The 15126-nt window shown below is 48.9% G+C and carries 12 protein-coding genes and 2 pseudogenes; 5 read left to right on the top strand and 9 right to left on the bottom strand.

What is annotated here, in order from left to right; genetic code table 11:
• Nucleotides 1–3: 3 nt before the first annotated feature.
• The 3 genes from OOK74_RS07825 to gloA all read left to right on the top strand — a co-directional run bounded on the left by OOK74_RS07825 (nt 4) and on the right by gloA (nt 1931).
• Entirely contained in the window at nt 4–696 is a 693-nt protein-coding gene (locus OOK74_RS07825; RefSeq protein WP_166014645.1) for an electron transport complex subunit E, read from the top strand.
• 24 nt (nt 697–720) lie between these two features.
• A complete protein-coding gene (gene nth / locus OOK74_RS07830; protein WP_274721245.1) occupies nt 721–1362 on the top strand; it encodes an endonuclease III in 642 nt (213 codons plus the stop codon).
• A gap of 152 nt (nt 1363–1514) precedes the next feature.
• Entirely contained in the window at nt 1515–1931 is a 417-nt protein-coding gene (gene gloA / locus OOK74_RS07835) for a lactoylglutathione lyase (protein WP_274721244.1), read from the top strand.
• Nucleotides 1932–1975: 44 nt separating this feature from the next.
• On the opposite strand, the gene motY is transcribed toward gloA, so the two are convergent.
• Entirely contained in the window at nt 1976–2860 is an 885-nt protein-coding gene (gene motY / locus OOK74_RS07840; RefSeq protein ID WP_166014642.1) for a flagellar protein MotY, read from the bottom strand.
• 253 nt (nt 2861–3113) lie between these two features.
• Between motY and rnt the strand changes: the two genes are divergently transcribed.
• Nucleotides 3114–3788, top strand: coding sequence for a ribonuclease T (gene rnt / locus OOK74_RS07845; RefSeq protein ID WP_166014641.1), 675 nt, complete (start codon nt 3114–3116; stop codon nt 3786–3788).
• Nucleotides 3789–3906: 118 nt separating this feature from the next.
• Nucleotides 3907–5232, top strand: a complete 1326-nt coding sequence (locus OOK74_RS07850; protein ID WP_274721243.1) for a Na+/H+ antiporter family protein — start codon at nt 3907–3909, stop codon at nt 5230–5232.
• 138 nt (nt 5233–5370) lie between these two features.
• On the opposite strand, the gene purF is transcribed toward OOK74_RS07850, so the two are convergent.
• The 8 genes and pseudogenes from purF to OOK74_RS07885 all read right to left on the bottom strand — a co-directional run bounded on the left by purF (nt 5371) and on the right by OOK74_RS07885 (nt 15043).
• Nucleotides 5371–6885 (bottom strand): amidophosphoribosyltransferase, encoded by a 1515-nt coding sequence (gene purF / locus OOK74_RS07855; protein ID WP_274721242.1) that lies wholly within the window; start codon nt 6883–6885, stop codon nt 5371–5373.
• Nucleotides 6886–6917: 32 nt separating this feature from the next.
• Nucleotides 6918–7409: a CvpA family protein gene (locus OOK74_RS07860; protein ID WP_166014638.1), complete on the bottom strand. Its 492-nt coding sequence runs from the start codon at nt 7407–7409 to the stop codon at nt 6918–6920.
• A 62-nt stretch (nt 7410–7471) separates the two neighbouring features.
• Nucleotides 7472–7759: pseudogene (locus tag OOK74_RS15085) on the bottom strand (SPOR domain-containing protein); the annotation flags it as partial.
• A gap of 77 nt (nt 7760–7836) precedes the next feature.
• Nucleotides 7837–8068, bottom strand: a pseudogene (locus OOK74_RS15090) (cell division protein DedD); the annotation flags it as partial.
• Nucleotides 8058–9347: a bifunctional tetrahydrofolate synthase/dihydrofolate synthase gene (folC, locus tag OOK74_RS07870; RefSeq protein ID WP_274721240.1), complete on the bottom strand. Its 1290-nt coding sequence runs from the start codon at nt 9345–9347 to the stop codon at nt 8058–8060. The gene folC and the pseudogene OOK74_RS15090, both read right to left, overlap by 11 nt.
• A gap of 44 nt (nt 9348–9391) precedes the next feature.
• Nucleotides 9392–10318 carry an acetyl-CoA carboxylase, carboxyltransferase subunit beta gene (gene accD / locus OOK74_RS07875; protein WP_274721239.1) on the bottom strand — a complete coding sequence of 309 codons (927 nt, stop codon included), beginning with the start codon at nt 10316–10318 and terminating at the stop codon, nt 9392–9394.
• Between the two features lie 172 nt (nt 10319–10490).
• Nucleotides 10491–11285 (bottom strand): tRNA pseudouridine(38-40) synthase TruA, encoded by a 795-nt coding sequence (gene truA / locus OOK74_RS07880; RefSeq protein ID WP_274721238.1) that lies wholly within the window; start codon nt 11283–11285, stop codon nt 10491–10493.
• Between the two features lie 104 nt (nt 11286–11389).
• Nucleotides 11390–15043 carry a FimV/HubP family polar landmark protein gene (locus OOK74_RS07885; RefSeq protein ID WP_278182539.1) on the bottom strand — a complete coding sequence of 1218 codons (3654 nt, stop codon included), beginning with the start codon at nt 15041–15043 and terminating at the stop codon, nt 11390–11392.
• Nucleotides 15044–15126 lie beyond the last annotated feature (83 nt).

The following is a 15126-nucleotide window of genomic DNA, read 5'->3' on the forward strand; positions in this document are numbered from 1 at the left end:
GACATGAGTGATAACAAAATGCTGATGTTAAATGGCATGTGGAATAACAACCCTGCCTTAGTTCAATTGCTGGGTTTATGCCCACTTTTAGCAGTCTCTTCAACACTGACTAATGCGCTCGGTTTGGGTATCGCTACCTTAGTGGTATTAGTGGCTTCCAATGTCGTGATCTCATTAATCCGCGACTACGTACCCAAAGATGTACGTATTCCCGTCTTCGTGATGATCATCGCGGCACTGGTCACTTGTGTGCAGTTACTGATGAATGCATTCGCTTACGGTCTGTATCTCTCACTTGGTATTTTTATCGCGCTGATTGTGACCAATTGCATCATCATCGGCCGTGCTGAAGCCTTTGCCTCTAAAAATGCGGTACTGCCCGCCGCCTTAGATGGTTTATGGATGGGACTTGGCATGACCTCAGTGCTAGTCGTGCTCGGTTCACTGCGTGAAATCATCGGCAATGGGACTCTGTTTGATGGTGCTGACCTGCTGCTTGGCGAGTGGGCTAGCGTTCTACGCATTGAAGTGTTTCATTTCGAAAGCAAATTTTTGCTGGCGCTACTGCCTCCCGGTGCCTTTATTGGGGTAGGCTTTTTGATTGCAGCGAAAAGTGTCATCGATAAACAGCTTGCAACCCACCAACCCAAGCCAACCACACCAACCATTGAGCGGGCTCGAGTCACCAATTCGTAACCATCAAGGAAGCTTATCTGTCGTATGAATAACGCCAAACGGATTGAAATATTACAGCGCCTACAAGCGAATAACCCGAAGCCAGAGACGGAATTAAACTGGAGCTCACCTTTTGAGTTGTTGATTGCGGTACTCCTCTCTGCGCAAGCGACCGACGTCAGTGTCAACAAAGCCACCGATAAACTGTATGCGGTGGCCAATACGCCACAAGCGATATTCGATCTCGGCGTTGCTGGCCTAAAAAGCTACATCAAGACCATCGGCTTATTTAATACTAAAGCTGAAAATGTGATCAAAACCTGCCAGATTTTACTGGAGCAGCATCAAGGCCAAGTGCCAGAAGATCGCGCCGCACTAGAAGCACTACCAGGCGTTGGACGCAAAACTGCCAATGTGGTACTCAATACCGCCTTTGGTTGGCCGACCATTGCGGTCGATACTCATATTTTCCGCGTCGCGAACCGTACTCAATTTGCCGTGGGGAAAAATGTCGATCAAGTCGAGCAGAAACTGCTTAAAGTGGTACCAACGGAATTTAAACTCGATGTGCACCACTGGTTGATTTTGCATGGCCGCTACACCTGCATTGCCCGTAAACCCCGTTGTGGTAGCTGTATTATTGAAGATCTGTGTGAGTTCAAAGACAAGGTTTACCCAGACAACTGATCATGCCCAGGCAGATCATCGATCAGGCCAATTAACTAACACAAATTAACCAAAACGAATTCACTCACAACGATACCCATACCACTGAGACCCACACCACTGATAGTGGCCAGTCGGTAGGGATCATAACTTATTAAAAGCAAGGAGCCTTTATGTCGAACCATCGTATTTTGCACACCATGCTACGCGTCGGTAATTTAGATCAATCGATCGAGTTTTATACTCAAGTGATGGGCATGAATCTGCTGCGCAAAAATGATAATCCCGAGTACCAATATACGCTGGCCTTTTTAGGCTACGGCGATGAATCACAAGGCGCGGTGATTGAACTGACCTACAACTGGGGTGTCACTGAATATGACAAAGGCAACGCCTATGGTCATATCGCGATTGGTGCCGATGATATTTATGCCACTTGTGATGCGATCAAAGCTGCCGGTGGAATTGTGACCCGCGAACCGGGGCCAGTGAAAGGCGGCACCACGCAGATTGCGTTTGTGAAAGATCCTGATGGTTACCTGATTGAATTAATTCAAAACAAACAAGCCAATGCTGGGTTAGTCGGTTAAGTCGCTATTCGCCTAATCATTCAAGCTTTCAGGTGTGAGTCTGCTCACACCTGAGTACGACCAAACGAGATCACCACGCGGCGGTTTTTATCCTTACCGATTGGTGAGGCATTATCCGCAATCGGCCGACGTCGGCCATACCCTTGCACTTGAATACGATCTTCTGGCAAACCAATCGATTGAAAGTATTCGCGTAACACTTGCGCCCGCTGCTCAGACAGATTTTGGCTGTGGCTGTTACTCTCACTCGAATCGGTATAGGTCGACACGAGCACTAAATCAATATCTTGGTTGTAGCGTATATATTCGGCAATTTGCGCTAAACGCTTTTGTGAAGCTTTATTCAGCTCAACGCTATTCCCTTGATCGTAATGCAAAATCGTAAATGAAATATCTTCAAAACTGTACGGCAGCAACTTAGCAATACAATCACTGAATTGGTTGTAAGAGGGTTGAAACAGCACGGCTGAAAGTGCCACTTCAATCCGCTGATCCCGGCTTTGCCAATCCTGATAACTGAACGTGGGATAACGACCTTTTTCTAATTCACTGAGCAGGGACCACGCCGTCTGGCCGCCAATATAACCATCAAACTGTTTAAAAAATTGCAAGTTAGTGATGCGATCCGCCGCTTCACCAGGACGCCAGATCGGTGGCAGCGACACCAAACTGACATTGCGTGTCTCCCCCATCGGACGACGCATTTTCAACTCAAAATCGAGATTGATTTGCTTACTCGCGCGCGAAGAAAATTCGGCATTGCCATAATTAGGGATTGGGTGCACCAAGCGGCACTCCAACGGTGTATCGGCCACCATTTGCCAGCTTGACTGCTGCGGTGTCGCCGCATAACGCACCTCTAACGCCAACGCAACTGGCGCAGCTAACGTGCCTAAGGCAAACACGCTTGTGATAACCCATTTATTCATAAATACTTTTTCTCACCACTGCTCGCGGATGCTCAGGAGATAATTTGCCGCCTGTGAAACTCTGAACGATTAGATGCAAAAATCTAGCCAGATGATCCACTCCCATAGCGTGTAACACGACCATTCACTCGACACACGAGACTCTATCCTCTTCACATTGCTCAATTAATTAGCGCAAATAAAGGCCGCTAGGTTTTGCTCCTGCGCAGAATCTGCAATAATGCTCCTCTTATTAGCCCCAATTAGAACCCGCATGACTGATAAAAATGACGCGCTGACCCTAAAAAAACGCTTTCGTGGCTATTTTCCGGTAGTTATCGATGTAGAAACCGCAGGATTCAACGCGCAAACCGATGCACTATTAGAAATTTGTGCGGTCACTTTGAGTATGGATCACAATGGCGACTTGCACCCAGCGAGTACCATCCATTTTCATGTTGAACCGTTTGCAGGCGCGAATATTGAAAAAGCCGCACTGGAATTTACTGGCATTTATGACCCTTTTAGCCCACTGCGCGGAGCCGTCAGTGAAGAACATGCGTTAAAAGAGATTTATAAGCTGGTGCGCAAAGAGCAAAAGGCGGCCAATTGTAGTCGCGCGATCATTGTGGCCCACAACGCCAATTTTGATCATAGTTTTGTGATGGCCGCCAGCGAACGCGGCAAATTGAAACGAGTCCCTTTCCATCCCTTTGCCACCTTTGATACGGCAACACTGAGCGGCCTTGCCTTTGGCCAAACCGTGTTGGCCAAAGCATGTGCGACGGCAGGGTTGGAGTTTGACAATCGTGAAGCGCATTCAGCGCTGTACGATACCCAAAAAACCGCAGAGCTGTTCTGCACCATTGTCAACCAGTGGAAGGCATTAGGTGGCTGGCCACTGGCCACTGATAATGAGGACAATAACAATGATGCCGAGTTAGCTTGAAGCGCACAATCATCGATGATTAACCTCAATCGATAGCTCACTTCAACCGATAAGGCAAAACCCTGTGCACTTGCAAGATCAGGTCAGCAGGGGAAACACAACATCTCGAGAAAAAAATATGAATCCAGTAGTCATTTCCGTCTGTGTCATGCTGCTGCTAGCCCTGATGCGAGTAAACGTCGTGGTTGCCTTGACGTTCAGCGCAATAGTTGGTGGTTTAGTTGCAGGTATGAGTCTCAATGAAACTGTGGCCGCTTTTGAAAGCGGTTTGGGTGGTGGTGCGACGATCGCCCTCAGTTACGCTATGCTTGGTACTTTTGCGGTAGCGATTTCTAAATCTGGCATCACTGACCTGTTGGCGCAGAACGTGATCCGGCGTATTCATGGTCAAGAAAACCATATCGCTTCAACTGGCTTAAAATACGTTGTGCTGATCTCACTGCTGCTGATGGCAATGGCATCGCAAAACGTGATCCCAGTCCATATCGCATTTATTCCGATTTTGATCCCACCACTACTGAGTGTGTTTGCCAAACTCAAACTCGACCGCCGCGTAGTGGCCTGTGTACTCACTTTTGGTTTGATCACCCCTTACATGGTACTGCCGGTCGGTTTTGGTGGCATTTTCCTCAATAATATTCTGCTCAAAAATCTGCATGATAACGGGCTAGAAACGATCACCGCGAGCCAAGTTCCGACCGCGATGTTGCTGCCCGCCACTGGCATGATCTGCGGTCTGCTGATCGCCGTATTATTCAGCTATCGCAAACCGCGCGAATACAAAACCAGTGAACTGACCGTAACACAGTCCACCTGTACCACGATTAATACTAAGCATATCGCAATTGCCGGCGTAGGCATTGTGGTGGCACTTGCCGTGCAATTAACCACAGGCTCAATGATTATCGGTGCGCTGGCTGGCTTTATGGTATTTATTTTTGGTGGTGTGATTGCTTGGAAACAGACTCATGATGTGTTCACCAAAGGCGTGCACATGATGGCGATGATTGGCTTTATCATGATTTCAGCCGCTGGTTTTGCTGCGGTAATGAAAGCCACTGGCGGAGTAGAAACGCTGGTCACTTCCCTTTCGACCAGTATTGGCGATAACAAAGCGCTCGCGGCATTACTGATGTTAGTAGTTGGCTTGCTGGTGACGATGGGGATTGGCTCATCATTCTCGACCATTCCGATCATTGCCACCATTTATGTACCACTGTGCCTCTCTTTTGGCTTTTCACCGATGGCAACCGTCGCGCTGATTGGTACCGCGGCTGCATTAGGCGATGCCGGTTCACCCGCTTCAGATTCAACCTTAGGCCCAACTTCTGGCCTTAATGCCGATGGACAACATGAGCATGTGTGGGAAACCGTGGTCCCGACCTTTATCCACTATAACCTGCCACTGATCATCTTTGGTTGGATTGCGGCATTAGTGCTATAACTCGCCCTTTATCATCCAGCACACATCAAAGCAAAAAGGCTTCCCGAGGGAAGCCTTTTTATCACCAAGCCGTTAATCATCGAATGGTTGGTGATCAAATGGTGGCTGAGGTCACTCAACCCCCCTCTCTATCTGAGCTTAAGCACCTTCGTTGTGCAGCTCTAAGTTGGCGAGATCTTGCTGAATTTCCCGCTGCACTTTGACATCATCGCTACGCATCGATTCCAGAAAATCCAAATACTGCTGATCGATATCCCCAGTTACGTATTCACCGTTAAATACCGAAGCTTCAAACTTAGCAATATCCGGATTACCGCAGCCGACTGCATCCACCAGATCGTCTAGGGTTTGGAAAATCAGCGCATCGGCTCCAATCTGTTTACAAATCGCATCATTATCGCGGCCATGGGCCACCAACTCGTTCGCGCTTGGCATATCAATACCATAAACGTTCGGGAAGCGAATTTCCGGAGCCGCCGAAACGATGTAAACCTTTTTCGCACCAGAATCACGCGCCATTTCGATGATCTGCTCTGAGGTTGTGCCACGCACAATCGAATCATCGACTAACAACACGTTCTTGTCTTTAAATTCTGAGCGGATCGCATTGAGTTTACGGCGCACCGATTTCTTACGCTGCTGCTGACCCGGCATGATAAAAGTGCGGCCGACATAGCGGTTTTTGACAAAACCTTGCCGATACGGTTTATCAATTGCTTGCGCGATGCGCAGCGCGATATCGCATGATGTTTCCGGGATGGGGATCACCACATCAATATCCAGCTCGCTGTAGTCATCTTTGATGCGCTGACCTAAGCGTTTGCCCATCTCAACCCGAGCGCTGTATACCGAAATCTTATCGATGAAAGAATCGGGACGCGCAAAGTAAACAAATTCAAAAATACAAGGATTGAGCGCCGGATGATCCGCGCATTGTTGAGTGAAAAGCTCACCATCGAAAGTGATATAAATCGCTTCACCCGGAGCGACATCGCGTACAAAGTCAAAACCGACGGCATCCAAGGCCACCGATTCGGATGCGACCATGTACTCGTGCTGACCATTCACTTCACGCTTGCCTAAGCAGAGTGGACGAATTCCGTGTGGGTCACGAAATGCCACCATGCCGTGGCCAATAATCATCGCGGTGACCGCATAAGCGCCACGGATGGTACGGTGTACATTGCTGATTGCGCGAAACACATCATCAGCGGTGACATTGCCTTTGACCGTGTCGATTTCATGGGCAAGTACATTGAGTAGCACTTCTGAATCCGAGGTGGTATTGACGTGACGGCGGTCTTTTTCAAACAATTTTTGTCGCACTTGATTGGCATTGGTTAAATTACCGTTGTGCGCCAGCGTGATACCAAAAGGAGAGTTAACATAGAAAGGTTGTGCTTCTGAGGCGCTGGAACTGCCCGCGGTTGGGTAGCGCACATGGCCGACACCCACATTGCCTTGTAGGCGCTGCATGTGTTTGGCTTCAAACACATCTTTGACTAATCCATTGGCCTTACGCAGACGGAAACGATTGCTTTCTATGGTACAAATACCCGCAGCATCTTGGCCACGATGCTGCAACACCGTCAATGCATCATAAATTGACTGGTTTACAGGCGTTGTACCCACGATTCCAACAATACCACACATGTCCTAATCCTCGATTTCGACCGTCTCCGGCGCTAAATTGCGCCAGAGAGAAAACTTGATGTTGCTTTTAGGTGTTCAAAGAACGGAGCAATAATGCGACTAAATTCAGGCACTAACTGCGAACTCTTCCACCACTCTGTGTTTGGAAATGCGGTAAACGCATCCATAAAGAACAGACCTGCCGCGACAATCAACACCCCACGCAGTGCACCAAACACTACTCCGAGAATTCTGTCGGTTCCTGATAATCCTGTTTTTTCCACCAGTTGAGCAATCACATAGTTCACGATCGCTCCAACGATTAACGTCGCCACAAACAGCGCCGCGATAGCAGCCCCATTGCGAAACATATCGTCTTGAATGTTGGTAAAGTACACCGCTAATTTACGGTAGTACTGTGAGGCAATATAAAACGCCCCAAACCAGATCACTAAAGACAAGGCTTCTTTAGCAAAGCCGCGGACAAGACTGATCAGCGCAGACAAGCCGATCACACTTAAAATGACAATATCTAACCAGTTCATGAGCTCTTACATCTTAAGTTGGCGCGCATTTTAACAGAAAAAATCGCGACGCAAACGTTTTCTTATGGGTTTAACGGTTTAAATTTAAGCAATTGACCTTTAGCACTGGTAATTTTTTCTAATTCCAGTAACTGGGTTTCGAGCTTAGATTTCGAAACATCCGGGCCAATAATCACTCGTGTAAAATCGTTTTCTTGTTTGATATGCGCTTGATAACCACGTTTTTGCAAATCCGCCACCAAGTTGCGCGCGTTGTCAGCATTTTTCAGCGCCACTAACTGAATGATCCACGCAGAGTCTTGGTAATCATTGCTTGTTGCGGTGCTGATGGTCACTGGCAAACTCTGCTCCACCAAGCTGTTGGCTGACGAAGCGGAGGTCTGCGGTGCATTACTCGCAATAGCTGTTGTCTGAGCACTCGCTTGATTGCTTGTTTGCGTGACCGTAACCGGCGTGGCTGGCAAAGCGAGCGTATCTTGCACCGGATCAAGTACCACAAATTTTTCAACCTCACCTTGTGACTGTGGCTTAAGCGGAATACTCGCCACTTGCTCTTTAAAATGGGTTTTCTTGCCATCCAACACATCGGGCAATACGATGACGCCGAGCGCCACCAACACTATGGTGCCGACTAAACGACTTTGAAATTTACTGGCCATCTACTGCCCTCTCTTTTTCGCCTCTCTTTTGCCAATCTTCCAGTACTTCACCCACAGTATGAAAAGAGCCGGCCACCACAATAACATCTTGTGGCTCAGCCTGTGTCAGTGCGGCTTTAAATGCGGCTACCGGATCCACATAGTGAGTTGTGTCAGCGGGTAAATACTGGCAGAGTTGCGCCGCGGTCGCCGCCCGTGGGCCAGACAACGAGGCCGGATACCAATGATTCACCAGCGGCATTAATTCGGCCACGGTCGCAGCGATATCTTTGTCGTGCAACATGCCCAGTACCAAATGGAGCGTTTGCTGTGGGTAGCGCTGTTTAAGCTGCTGAGCTAAATAGTGTGCCGAGTGCGGATTGTGTGCGACATCGAGCACTATGGTTGGTGCGCTGCTGATCTGCTGCATGCGGCCAGCGAGCTGAGCGCTGGCCAAACCGGCCACAATATCCAGATCGCTAATCTCCAACCCTGAGCAACCCAGCGCCATTAACGCGGTTGCCGCATTAGGTAATGGCAAGGCCGGGATCGGCAAATCAGTTAATGCAAAGCGACCACTGTGCCAATCCCATGTCGTGGATGAAGTGGTTTGATAAGTAAATTGAATGCCAACTTGGTGCAACTTGGCACCGATATCATCCGCATGACCGGCCACACTGGCCGGCGGTTTAGGCTGGCCACACACTGCCGGTTTACCAGCGCGGAAAATCCCCGCTTTTTCATAACCGATCACGCCCAGATCATCGCCTAGCCAATCAATATGATCGAGCGCCAAACTGGTGATCACACTGACATCATGATCCACCACATTGGTCGCATCTAACCGGCCGCCTAAGCCAACTTCAAGTAGCAATACATCGACTTTTTGTTGCTCAAACAGATACAGCGCTGCCAGTGTGCCAAATTCAAACAGGCTCAGGCTGATATCACCGCGCTGTTGCTCGATATGCGCAAAAGCTTGAGTGTGCATCTCATCGGCAAGATCTTGGCCGTTAATGCGTACTCGCTCATTGTAGCGGATCAGATGTGGCGAACTGTACACCCCAACCGAATAGCCAGCGTGCAGCAAAATGGCTTCCATTAAGGCACAGGTTGAGCCTTTACCATTGGTACCGGCAACGGTGATCACGATTGGCGCAGGTTTGGTGAGTTTGGCGGTTTGGGCAACGGCTTGAACGCGTTCTAAGCCGAGATCAATCGCAGAGGTATGAATATGGGCTAAATAATCAAGCCACACCGCGAGTGACGATGTGGCTTGGGGAATAGGCTTTTGAGTCATCTAACGTACAACCATAGAATCTGTTGGTTTAGTTAGCGCTTACTTTACCCTTTTTTATTGGCTTCTGGTACCGCATAAGGCACTTCATTTGGCGCGTCGTTCACAGAAACCACCAGCGGCGAGGCCTGCCCGGTGAGTTTGGCCAGTAAACTAGAGACCCGCTGACGCATTTCTCGGCGATCCACAATCATATCAATCGCGCCATGCTCAAGTAGGAACTCACTGCGTTGGAAACCTTCTGGCAAATCTTCACGTACGGTTTGCTCAATCACGCGGCGACCAGCAAAACCAATCAGTGCTTTAGGCTCACCGATATTAATATCACCGAGCATCGCTAAACTGGCCGAAACACCACCCATGGTTGGGTCAGTCATCACCGAAATAAACGGCAAACCTTTATTTGAGAGACGTTCGAGTGCAGCACTGGTTTTCGCCATCTGCATCAGCGACATCAAAGCCTCTTGCATACGTGCACCGCCACTGGCTGAGAAACAGATCAAGCCGCAATTGTGCTCCATCGCCGCTTCAACCGCACGCACAAAACGTGCGCCAACCACTGAACCCATCGAGCCACCCATGAAGGAAAACTCAAAAGCACACGCCACGACAGGCACACCGTGCACCGCGCCTTTCATGACCACTAGCGCATCTTTTTCACCACTGGCTTTTTGCGCCGCAGCAAGACGCTCTTTGTAGCGCTTAGAATCTTTAAATTTCAGCTTATCTTGTGGCTCTAGCTCTTCACCCAGTTCAAAACGCTCGTCTTGATCAAGAAACGTTTCCAAACGGCGACGCGCTTTCATGCGCATATGGTGATCACACTTAGGGCAAACTTCTAAGTTACGCTCCAATTCCGCGTAATACAGCACTTGTTCACACGAGGTGCACTTAGTCCAAACACCTTCAGGAATAGAAGCTTTGCGTGAACTGACAATGTTGCTTTTCTCTAAAATTTTTTCGAGCCAACTCATGGAAGACCTTTTACTCTCAATCCCCCACCATCAGCAGGGAAGATAAATTCGACAAAAACGCGTGAGGATTAAAGCACAGAAAATGCCAACTGTAGACAAAAAACTGGTTGTACCTATTTCTACAACTGGACCACCGCACAATATTGTTTATTTTTGAGTCAATGACTCGCAATTAGTTCAAATTATCCGCTAAGAAAAGTGGCCCGATCGGCATGGTGGGCAAACCAAAATGGCTCGGATAATCAACGCTAACTAGATATAAACCTTCCGCTTTAGCGGTCGCCGCGGCTAAGGTGCGATTTTTTTGTGCCAACAGCCACGCGATCCATTCTGGTGGCTGCTCCCCACGCCCAACTGCAATTAAGCTACCGGTAATATTGCGCACCATATGATGTACAAAAGCATTGGCTTTAATATCAATCACCACATAATTGCCGTGGCGAGTCACATTTAAGTGCATCACATTACGCCAAGGGCTACGCGATTGGCAATGGACGGCGCGAAATGAGGTGAAATCATTTTCCCCAAGCAGGTACTGACCTGCTTGCTGCATTTTTTCGACACCCAATTCGCCGTGATAATGACTGACCCCTGAACTCAAAATGCCAGGCCGGTAAGCATGGTTATAAATCACATAGCGGTAACGCCGCGCAGTCGCGCTAAAGCGTGCATGAAACTCATCCGACACCACACAAGCCCAGCGGACGGCAATATCTTTGGGTAAATTGGCGTTGCAACCCATAGTCCAGCCAGCCATCTGCCGCTCAGCCGTGGTATCAAAATGCACCACTTGACCGGTGCCGTGCACCCCAGCATCAGTTCGACCGGCACACTGCACTTCAACCGGATGATTGGCAATCTTACTCAATGCGGTCTCTAACGCTTGTTGGACGCTTTTAACGTCTCTTTGGCGCTGCCAACCATAGTAGTGAGTCCCGTCATACTCGATACCTAACGCGATTCTCATGCTGTTTGTCTCTATAAAAATGGGGCGGGCAGTATAAACAGTTTGCGAGCAAATTTCTAACCAGGATCAAAAAGTGAGGCCGCTAAGCGGCCTCTCGTTTAGGATCATACTCGACCATTAATTCGGTCAATCAATCGTTTAGCTTGCTGGCGGATCTCATCATCACCATCAACAATTGCCTCTTCGAGCAATTTAACTGCCCCTTTTTCATCATTCATTTCGATGTAGATTTTAGCTAAATCGAGCTTACCGGCCGCCTCTGCTCCACTATCGACATCAATCGCGTGCACATCGCCAATCACATCAGGAAACTCATCCAAACCAACATTAAGCTTTAGCTCTTGCTGATCGGGGTCCAACTCCTGCTCTTGCGATTCAACTTGTGCCATCAGTTGGTCAATGGTCATGTAACCATCACGCCGTGGGTCGAAGTCTAATTGTTCCTCTTGCACACCCCAATCTTCTGACTTAACTTGAGGCTCTGGAGTATTGGCAGCCCAAATATCCTGCTCTTCTGCGGGAACCTCATCAGGCAGTTGCGCTTGCTGATCTGGCGTGAGGTGGAAACCATTCCAATCCTCGCCGCCCATTTGCAGCATGGCATCAATATCCATTCCAGCACTATCGATGGTTTGTGCATCCAACGGCTGTTCGAAGCGCAGAGGCTGATCAACCGGATTGGGTTCACTGAGTAAATCATGTAACGCCTGCTCATCAAACGCGGGGTCGGCAATCGCTGGTGCTGGCGCACTGGTTTGCACAATGGCATCGGCAACGGGCTCTGGTTCACTCACCGTCGGCAACGCCAACTCGGCAAAATTTAAGAAATCATTCTCTTCTTGATCAATTTCTGCAAAGTCGGCCAATACATCCTCTTCGGTGCTAACCTCGGGCAATGTACTATTCGGCACGTCAAGCACTGTATGCTGCGGATCCGATTCTGGCTGCACATTCAATGCTCGATCGGGTTCACTTTGTAGCGCATCGGCCAAAGCCTCGGCTTCGGTGTATTCGGGTAATTCCCACTCATCGAATTCAGCGACTGTGCCAGGCTGCTCGATATTTTCTGGCTCAGCTGCCAATACCGGATCAGGCGCACTTTGCAGTGCATCGGCCAAAGCCTCTGCTTCGGTATATTCAGGTAATTCCCACTCATCGAATTCAGCAACGGTGCTCAACTGCTCGATATTTTGTGGCTCCGCAGCCAATGCCGACTCAGGTGCACTTTGTAGCGCATCGGCCAAAGCGTCGGCTTCGGTGTATTCGGGTAATTCCCATTCATCAAATTCGGCAACAGTGCTCGGCTGCTCGATATTTTGTAGCTCCGCAGCCAATGCTGGCTCAGGTGCGCTTTGTAGTGCATCGGCCAAAGCGTCGGCTTCGGTGTATTCGGGTAGCTCAGCATCCGTCATCGCCGTGAGCGTTGAGGCTTGGCTGGCTGATGGCGTCATATCGAGCGCTGGCTCGGATCCCGCACCAGCCTGCTCCAGCCAATCGTCATCTTGTGGAATACCAAATTCATTGGCGGGCAAGGGATTAGAAACCGGCATAGGTGCTGCACTGACTTCGATTTCCGGTTGGATGACCGGCTCATCGGCTAACCCTACTGATTGATGCTGCTCCTGCGGCTCTAACAAAGGATCTTGCGCGGGTGCAGAGGTAAGTAAATCATCAATAAAGGTATCGCGATTAAACTCATCGCTTATCGCTGGTTGCGATGGCTGTGTCTGCTGTTCAATGTCTAATAGTTCATCAAACAGTTCGGTACCATCTTCGACGCTCAGGGTTGCAGGCTCGGTCGCATCATCGGCGAGATCGAAATCCGCCAACAGTTCATCCAGTAGCTCAGTGCTATTCGCATCAATATCAAACTGAGCCAGCTCGTCACTCACCGCGGACTCACCGAGCACTTCATCCAACAATTGAGTGCTATTTTGATCTAATTCAACCAGCTCAGGCTCTAACTGATCAAGGTTTGAACTGCGTAGGCCCAATTCATCGGTTTCAGGAGCATCGAATTCAGCTAATAATTCTTCCAGTAGCTCTGTACTATCCTGAGCAATCGGAGTGTCTTGTGCAGCAAGAATTTCATCCAGCAGTGCGGTTTGATCAGCTAGCTCAACCGGTTCAAAATCGGCCTGCGGTTGAAGGGTGGCAAACTCCGGCTTAGGATCTAACTCAGTGTCCGCTATTGTGGCATCACTCAGTTCAAAATCATCATCCGTAGAGAGTGAATCCAACTCTTGATTAAGCAGCCCCTGTAGTGTTGCGCTATCCTGCAAGGCTGGTTCAGGGTCAAGCGCATCCAACTCGCTGGCTAATAACTCATCCAGCAATGACTGTTCGACCTTCCCCTCCAGCAACAGATCATTTTCATCACCCGCTAATAGCGATTCGATATCATCATCGGAAAGGTGATTTTGATCGGCTAAGTCAAACGAGTCTGCCGCCATCATAGGAGCATCGGCTTGACTCGCTTCATCCAGCGCGCGCACCATTTCGTCTAAACCGAGGGCTTTATCCTCTTCGTTGACTGAGATGCCATTGGCGCTGGTCCCCAAAATATCAAACTCGGTATCCAAATCACCGTCATCATCGATGCCGACAAATAGCTCTTCACTGTCTGGTCGATTCAGATTGAAGTCGAGATCTGCTTCATCTAAATCAGCAAACACATCATCATCAGCAAAAGCTTGTTCAACATCATCCAGTGGTTTTTCATCACTGCTACTGAATAAGTCATCATCCAGCAGTAAATCATCACCAATATCTTCGATCTGATCCGCAGCTAACCCCATAGGGGCCGCCATGGCTAGATCCCCAGCGATGCTGGATGATGGCTGCGCCATTTGTTGCTGAGCCGCCGAACGACGATTGATCAGCAGCAGTATCACAATGGCCATCAATAACCCGGGGATCAAAGCCAGCGCGGCCACTAACCAACCATTGGCGAGTAAATTATCTAAAGCAGAAGGTGCGAGGCGCTGCGCCTCTTGTGCTTTAATCCTTTCTTCTTCAAGCAGTTTCTCAACTTCGCTACGGATGCGGTTTTCATCACCCAATTCTTGCTTGAGCGTGCTCATTTCTAATTGCACTTGTGACAGCATGACCCGCAAACTGTGATTTTTCTCCTCTAGCGCCATCACTTCCGCTTCTGCCGCTCGATTAATATCCGCCGCACGGTTTGCCTCAAGTTGAGCATTATTGGCAACATTAGCGTTGATTGTCTCCGCTTGTACTTGGGCTACCACTTCAGTTTTAGGGCTGGCCACTGGCACAGGTGCGCTACGAACTGGCGCCGGACGCACCCGTGGTGGGGTAACTGGAGAGGCGGTTAATTTCGCTTGATGAGCCGCCATAATATCAACCGCTTGTTGATTAGTATTCGCGCTAATCTGTGCCAATGAGGGAATACGCAACGTGCTACCGGGGATCAACGTATGAATATTCTGCCCCTCAAACGCTTGTGGGTTGAGTTGATAAATCGCCAACAAGGTTTGCTGTACCGAAACACTCGCTGATGGGCGGAATTGACTCGCAATCGACCATAAAGTTTGATCGGCGCTGGTCGGTCCAAAAAATCGAGCTGGCTCGGTATTAACCACCGATGGACGCACAGTGTTATCACTGTATTGTGGTGCAGATTGTACTTGGCCATTAGGACCAACCAAACGAATGCTTTCTGCACTGACAAAAGAAATCTGAGTCACAACCACAGTGGTTATCGACAGCAGCAGTCGTTGAAAAAATCGACGCATAAAAGGCTCAATATGTGCTTTGAATTTTGAAGTACGGAGATTGATTAAATATATCGGATCCACTTAGCAAAACTATAGACTGG

The organism is Vibrio misgurnus (assembly GCF_029635775.1).
Taxonomy (GTDB): Bacteria; Pseudomonadota; Gammaproteobacteria; order Enterobacterales; family Vibrionaceae; genus Vibrio; species Vibrio chanodichtyis.

What these genes read in the sequence shown, in the direction of transcription:
- OOK74_RS07860 (WP_166014638.1), bottom strand. Translation starts at nt 7,409, where the DNA reads ATGAACTGGTTAGATATTGTCATTTTAAGTGTGATCGGCTTGTCTGCG.
- OOK74_RS07885 (WP_278182539.1), bottom strand. Translation starts at nt 15,043, where the DNA reads ATGCGTCGATTTTTTCAACGACTGCTGCTGTCGATAACCACTGTGGTT.
- folC (WP_274721240.1), bottom strand. Translation starts at nt 9,347, where the DNA reads ATGACTCAAAAGCCTATTCCCCAAGCCACATCGTCACTCGCGGTGTGG.
- gloA (WP_274721244.1), top strand. Translation starts at nt 1,515, where the DNA reads ATGTCGAACCATCGTATTTTGCACACCATGCTACGCGTCGGTAATTTA.
- motY (WP_166014642.1), bottom strand. Translation starts at nt 2,860, where the DNA reads ATGAATAAATGGGTTATCACAAGCGTGTTTGCCTTAGGCACGTTAGCT.
- accD (WP_274721239.1), bottom strand. Translation starts at nt 10,318, where the DNA reads ATGAGTTGGCTCGAAAAAATTTTAGAGAAAAGCAACATTGTCAGTTCA.
- purF (WP_274721242.1), bottom strand. Translation starts at nt 6,885, where the DNA reads ATGTGTGGTATTGTTGGAATCGTGGGTACAACGCCTGTAAACCAGTCA.
- OOK74_RS07825 (WP_166014645.1), top strand. Translation starts at nt 4, where the DNA reads ATGAGTGATAACAAAATGCTGATGTTAAATGGCATGTGGAATAACAAC.
- rnt (WP_166014641.1), top strand. Translation starts at nt 3,114, where the DNA reads ATGACTGATAAAAATGACGCGCTGACCCTAAAAAAACGCTTTCGTGGC.
- truA (WP_274721238.1), bottom strand. Translation starts at nt 11,285, where the DNA reads ATGAGAATCGCGTTAGGTATCGAGTATGACGGGACTCACTACTATGGT.
- nth (WP_274721245.1), top strand. Translation starts at nt 721, where the DNA reads ATGAATAACGCCAAACGGATTGAAATATTACAGCGCCTACAAGCGAAT.
- OOK74_RS07850 (WP_274721243.1), top strand. Translation starts at nt 3,907, where the DNA reads ATGAATCCAGTAGTCATTTCCGTCTGTGTCATGCTGCTGCTAGCCCTG.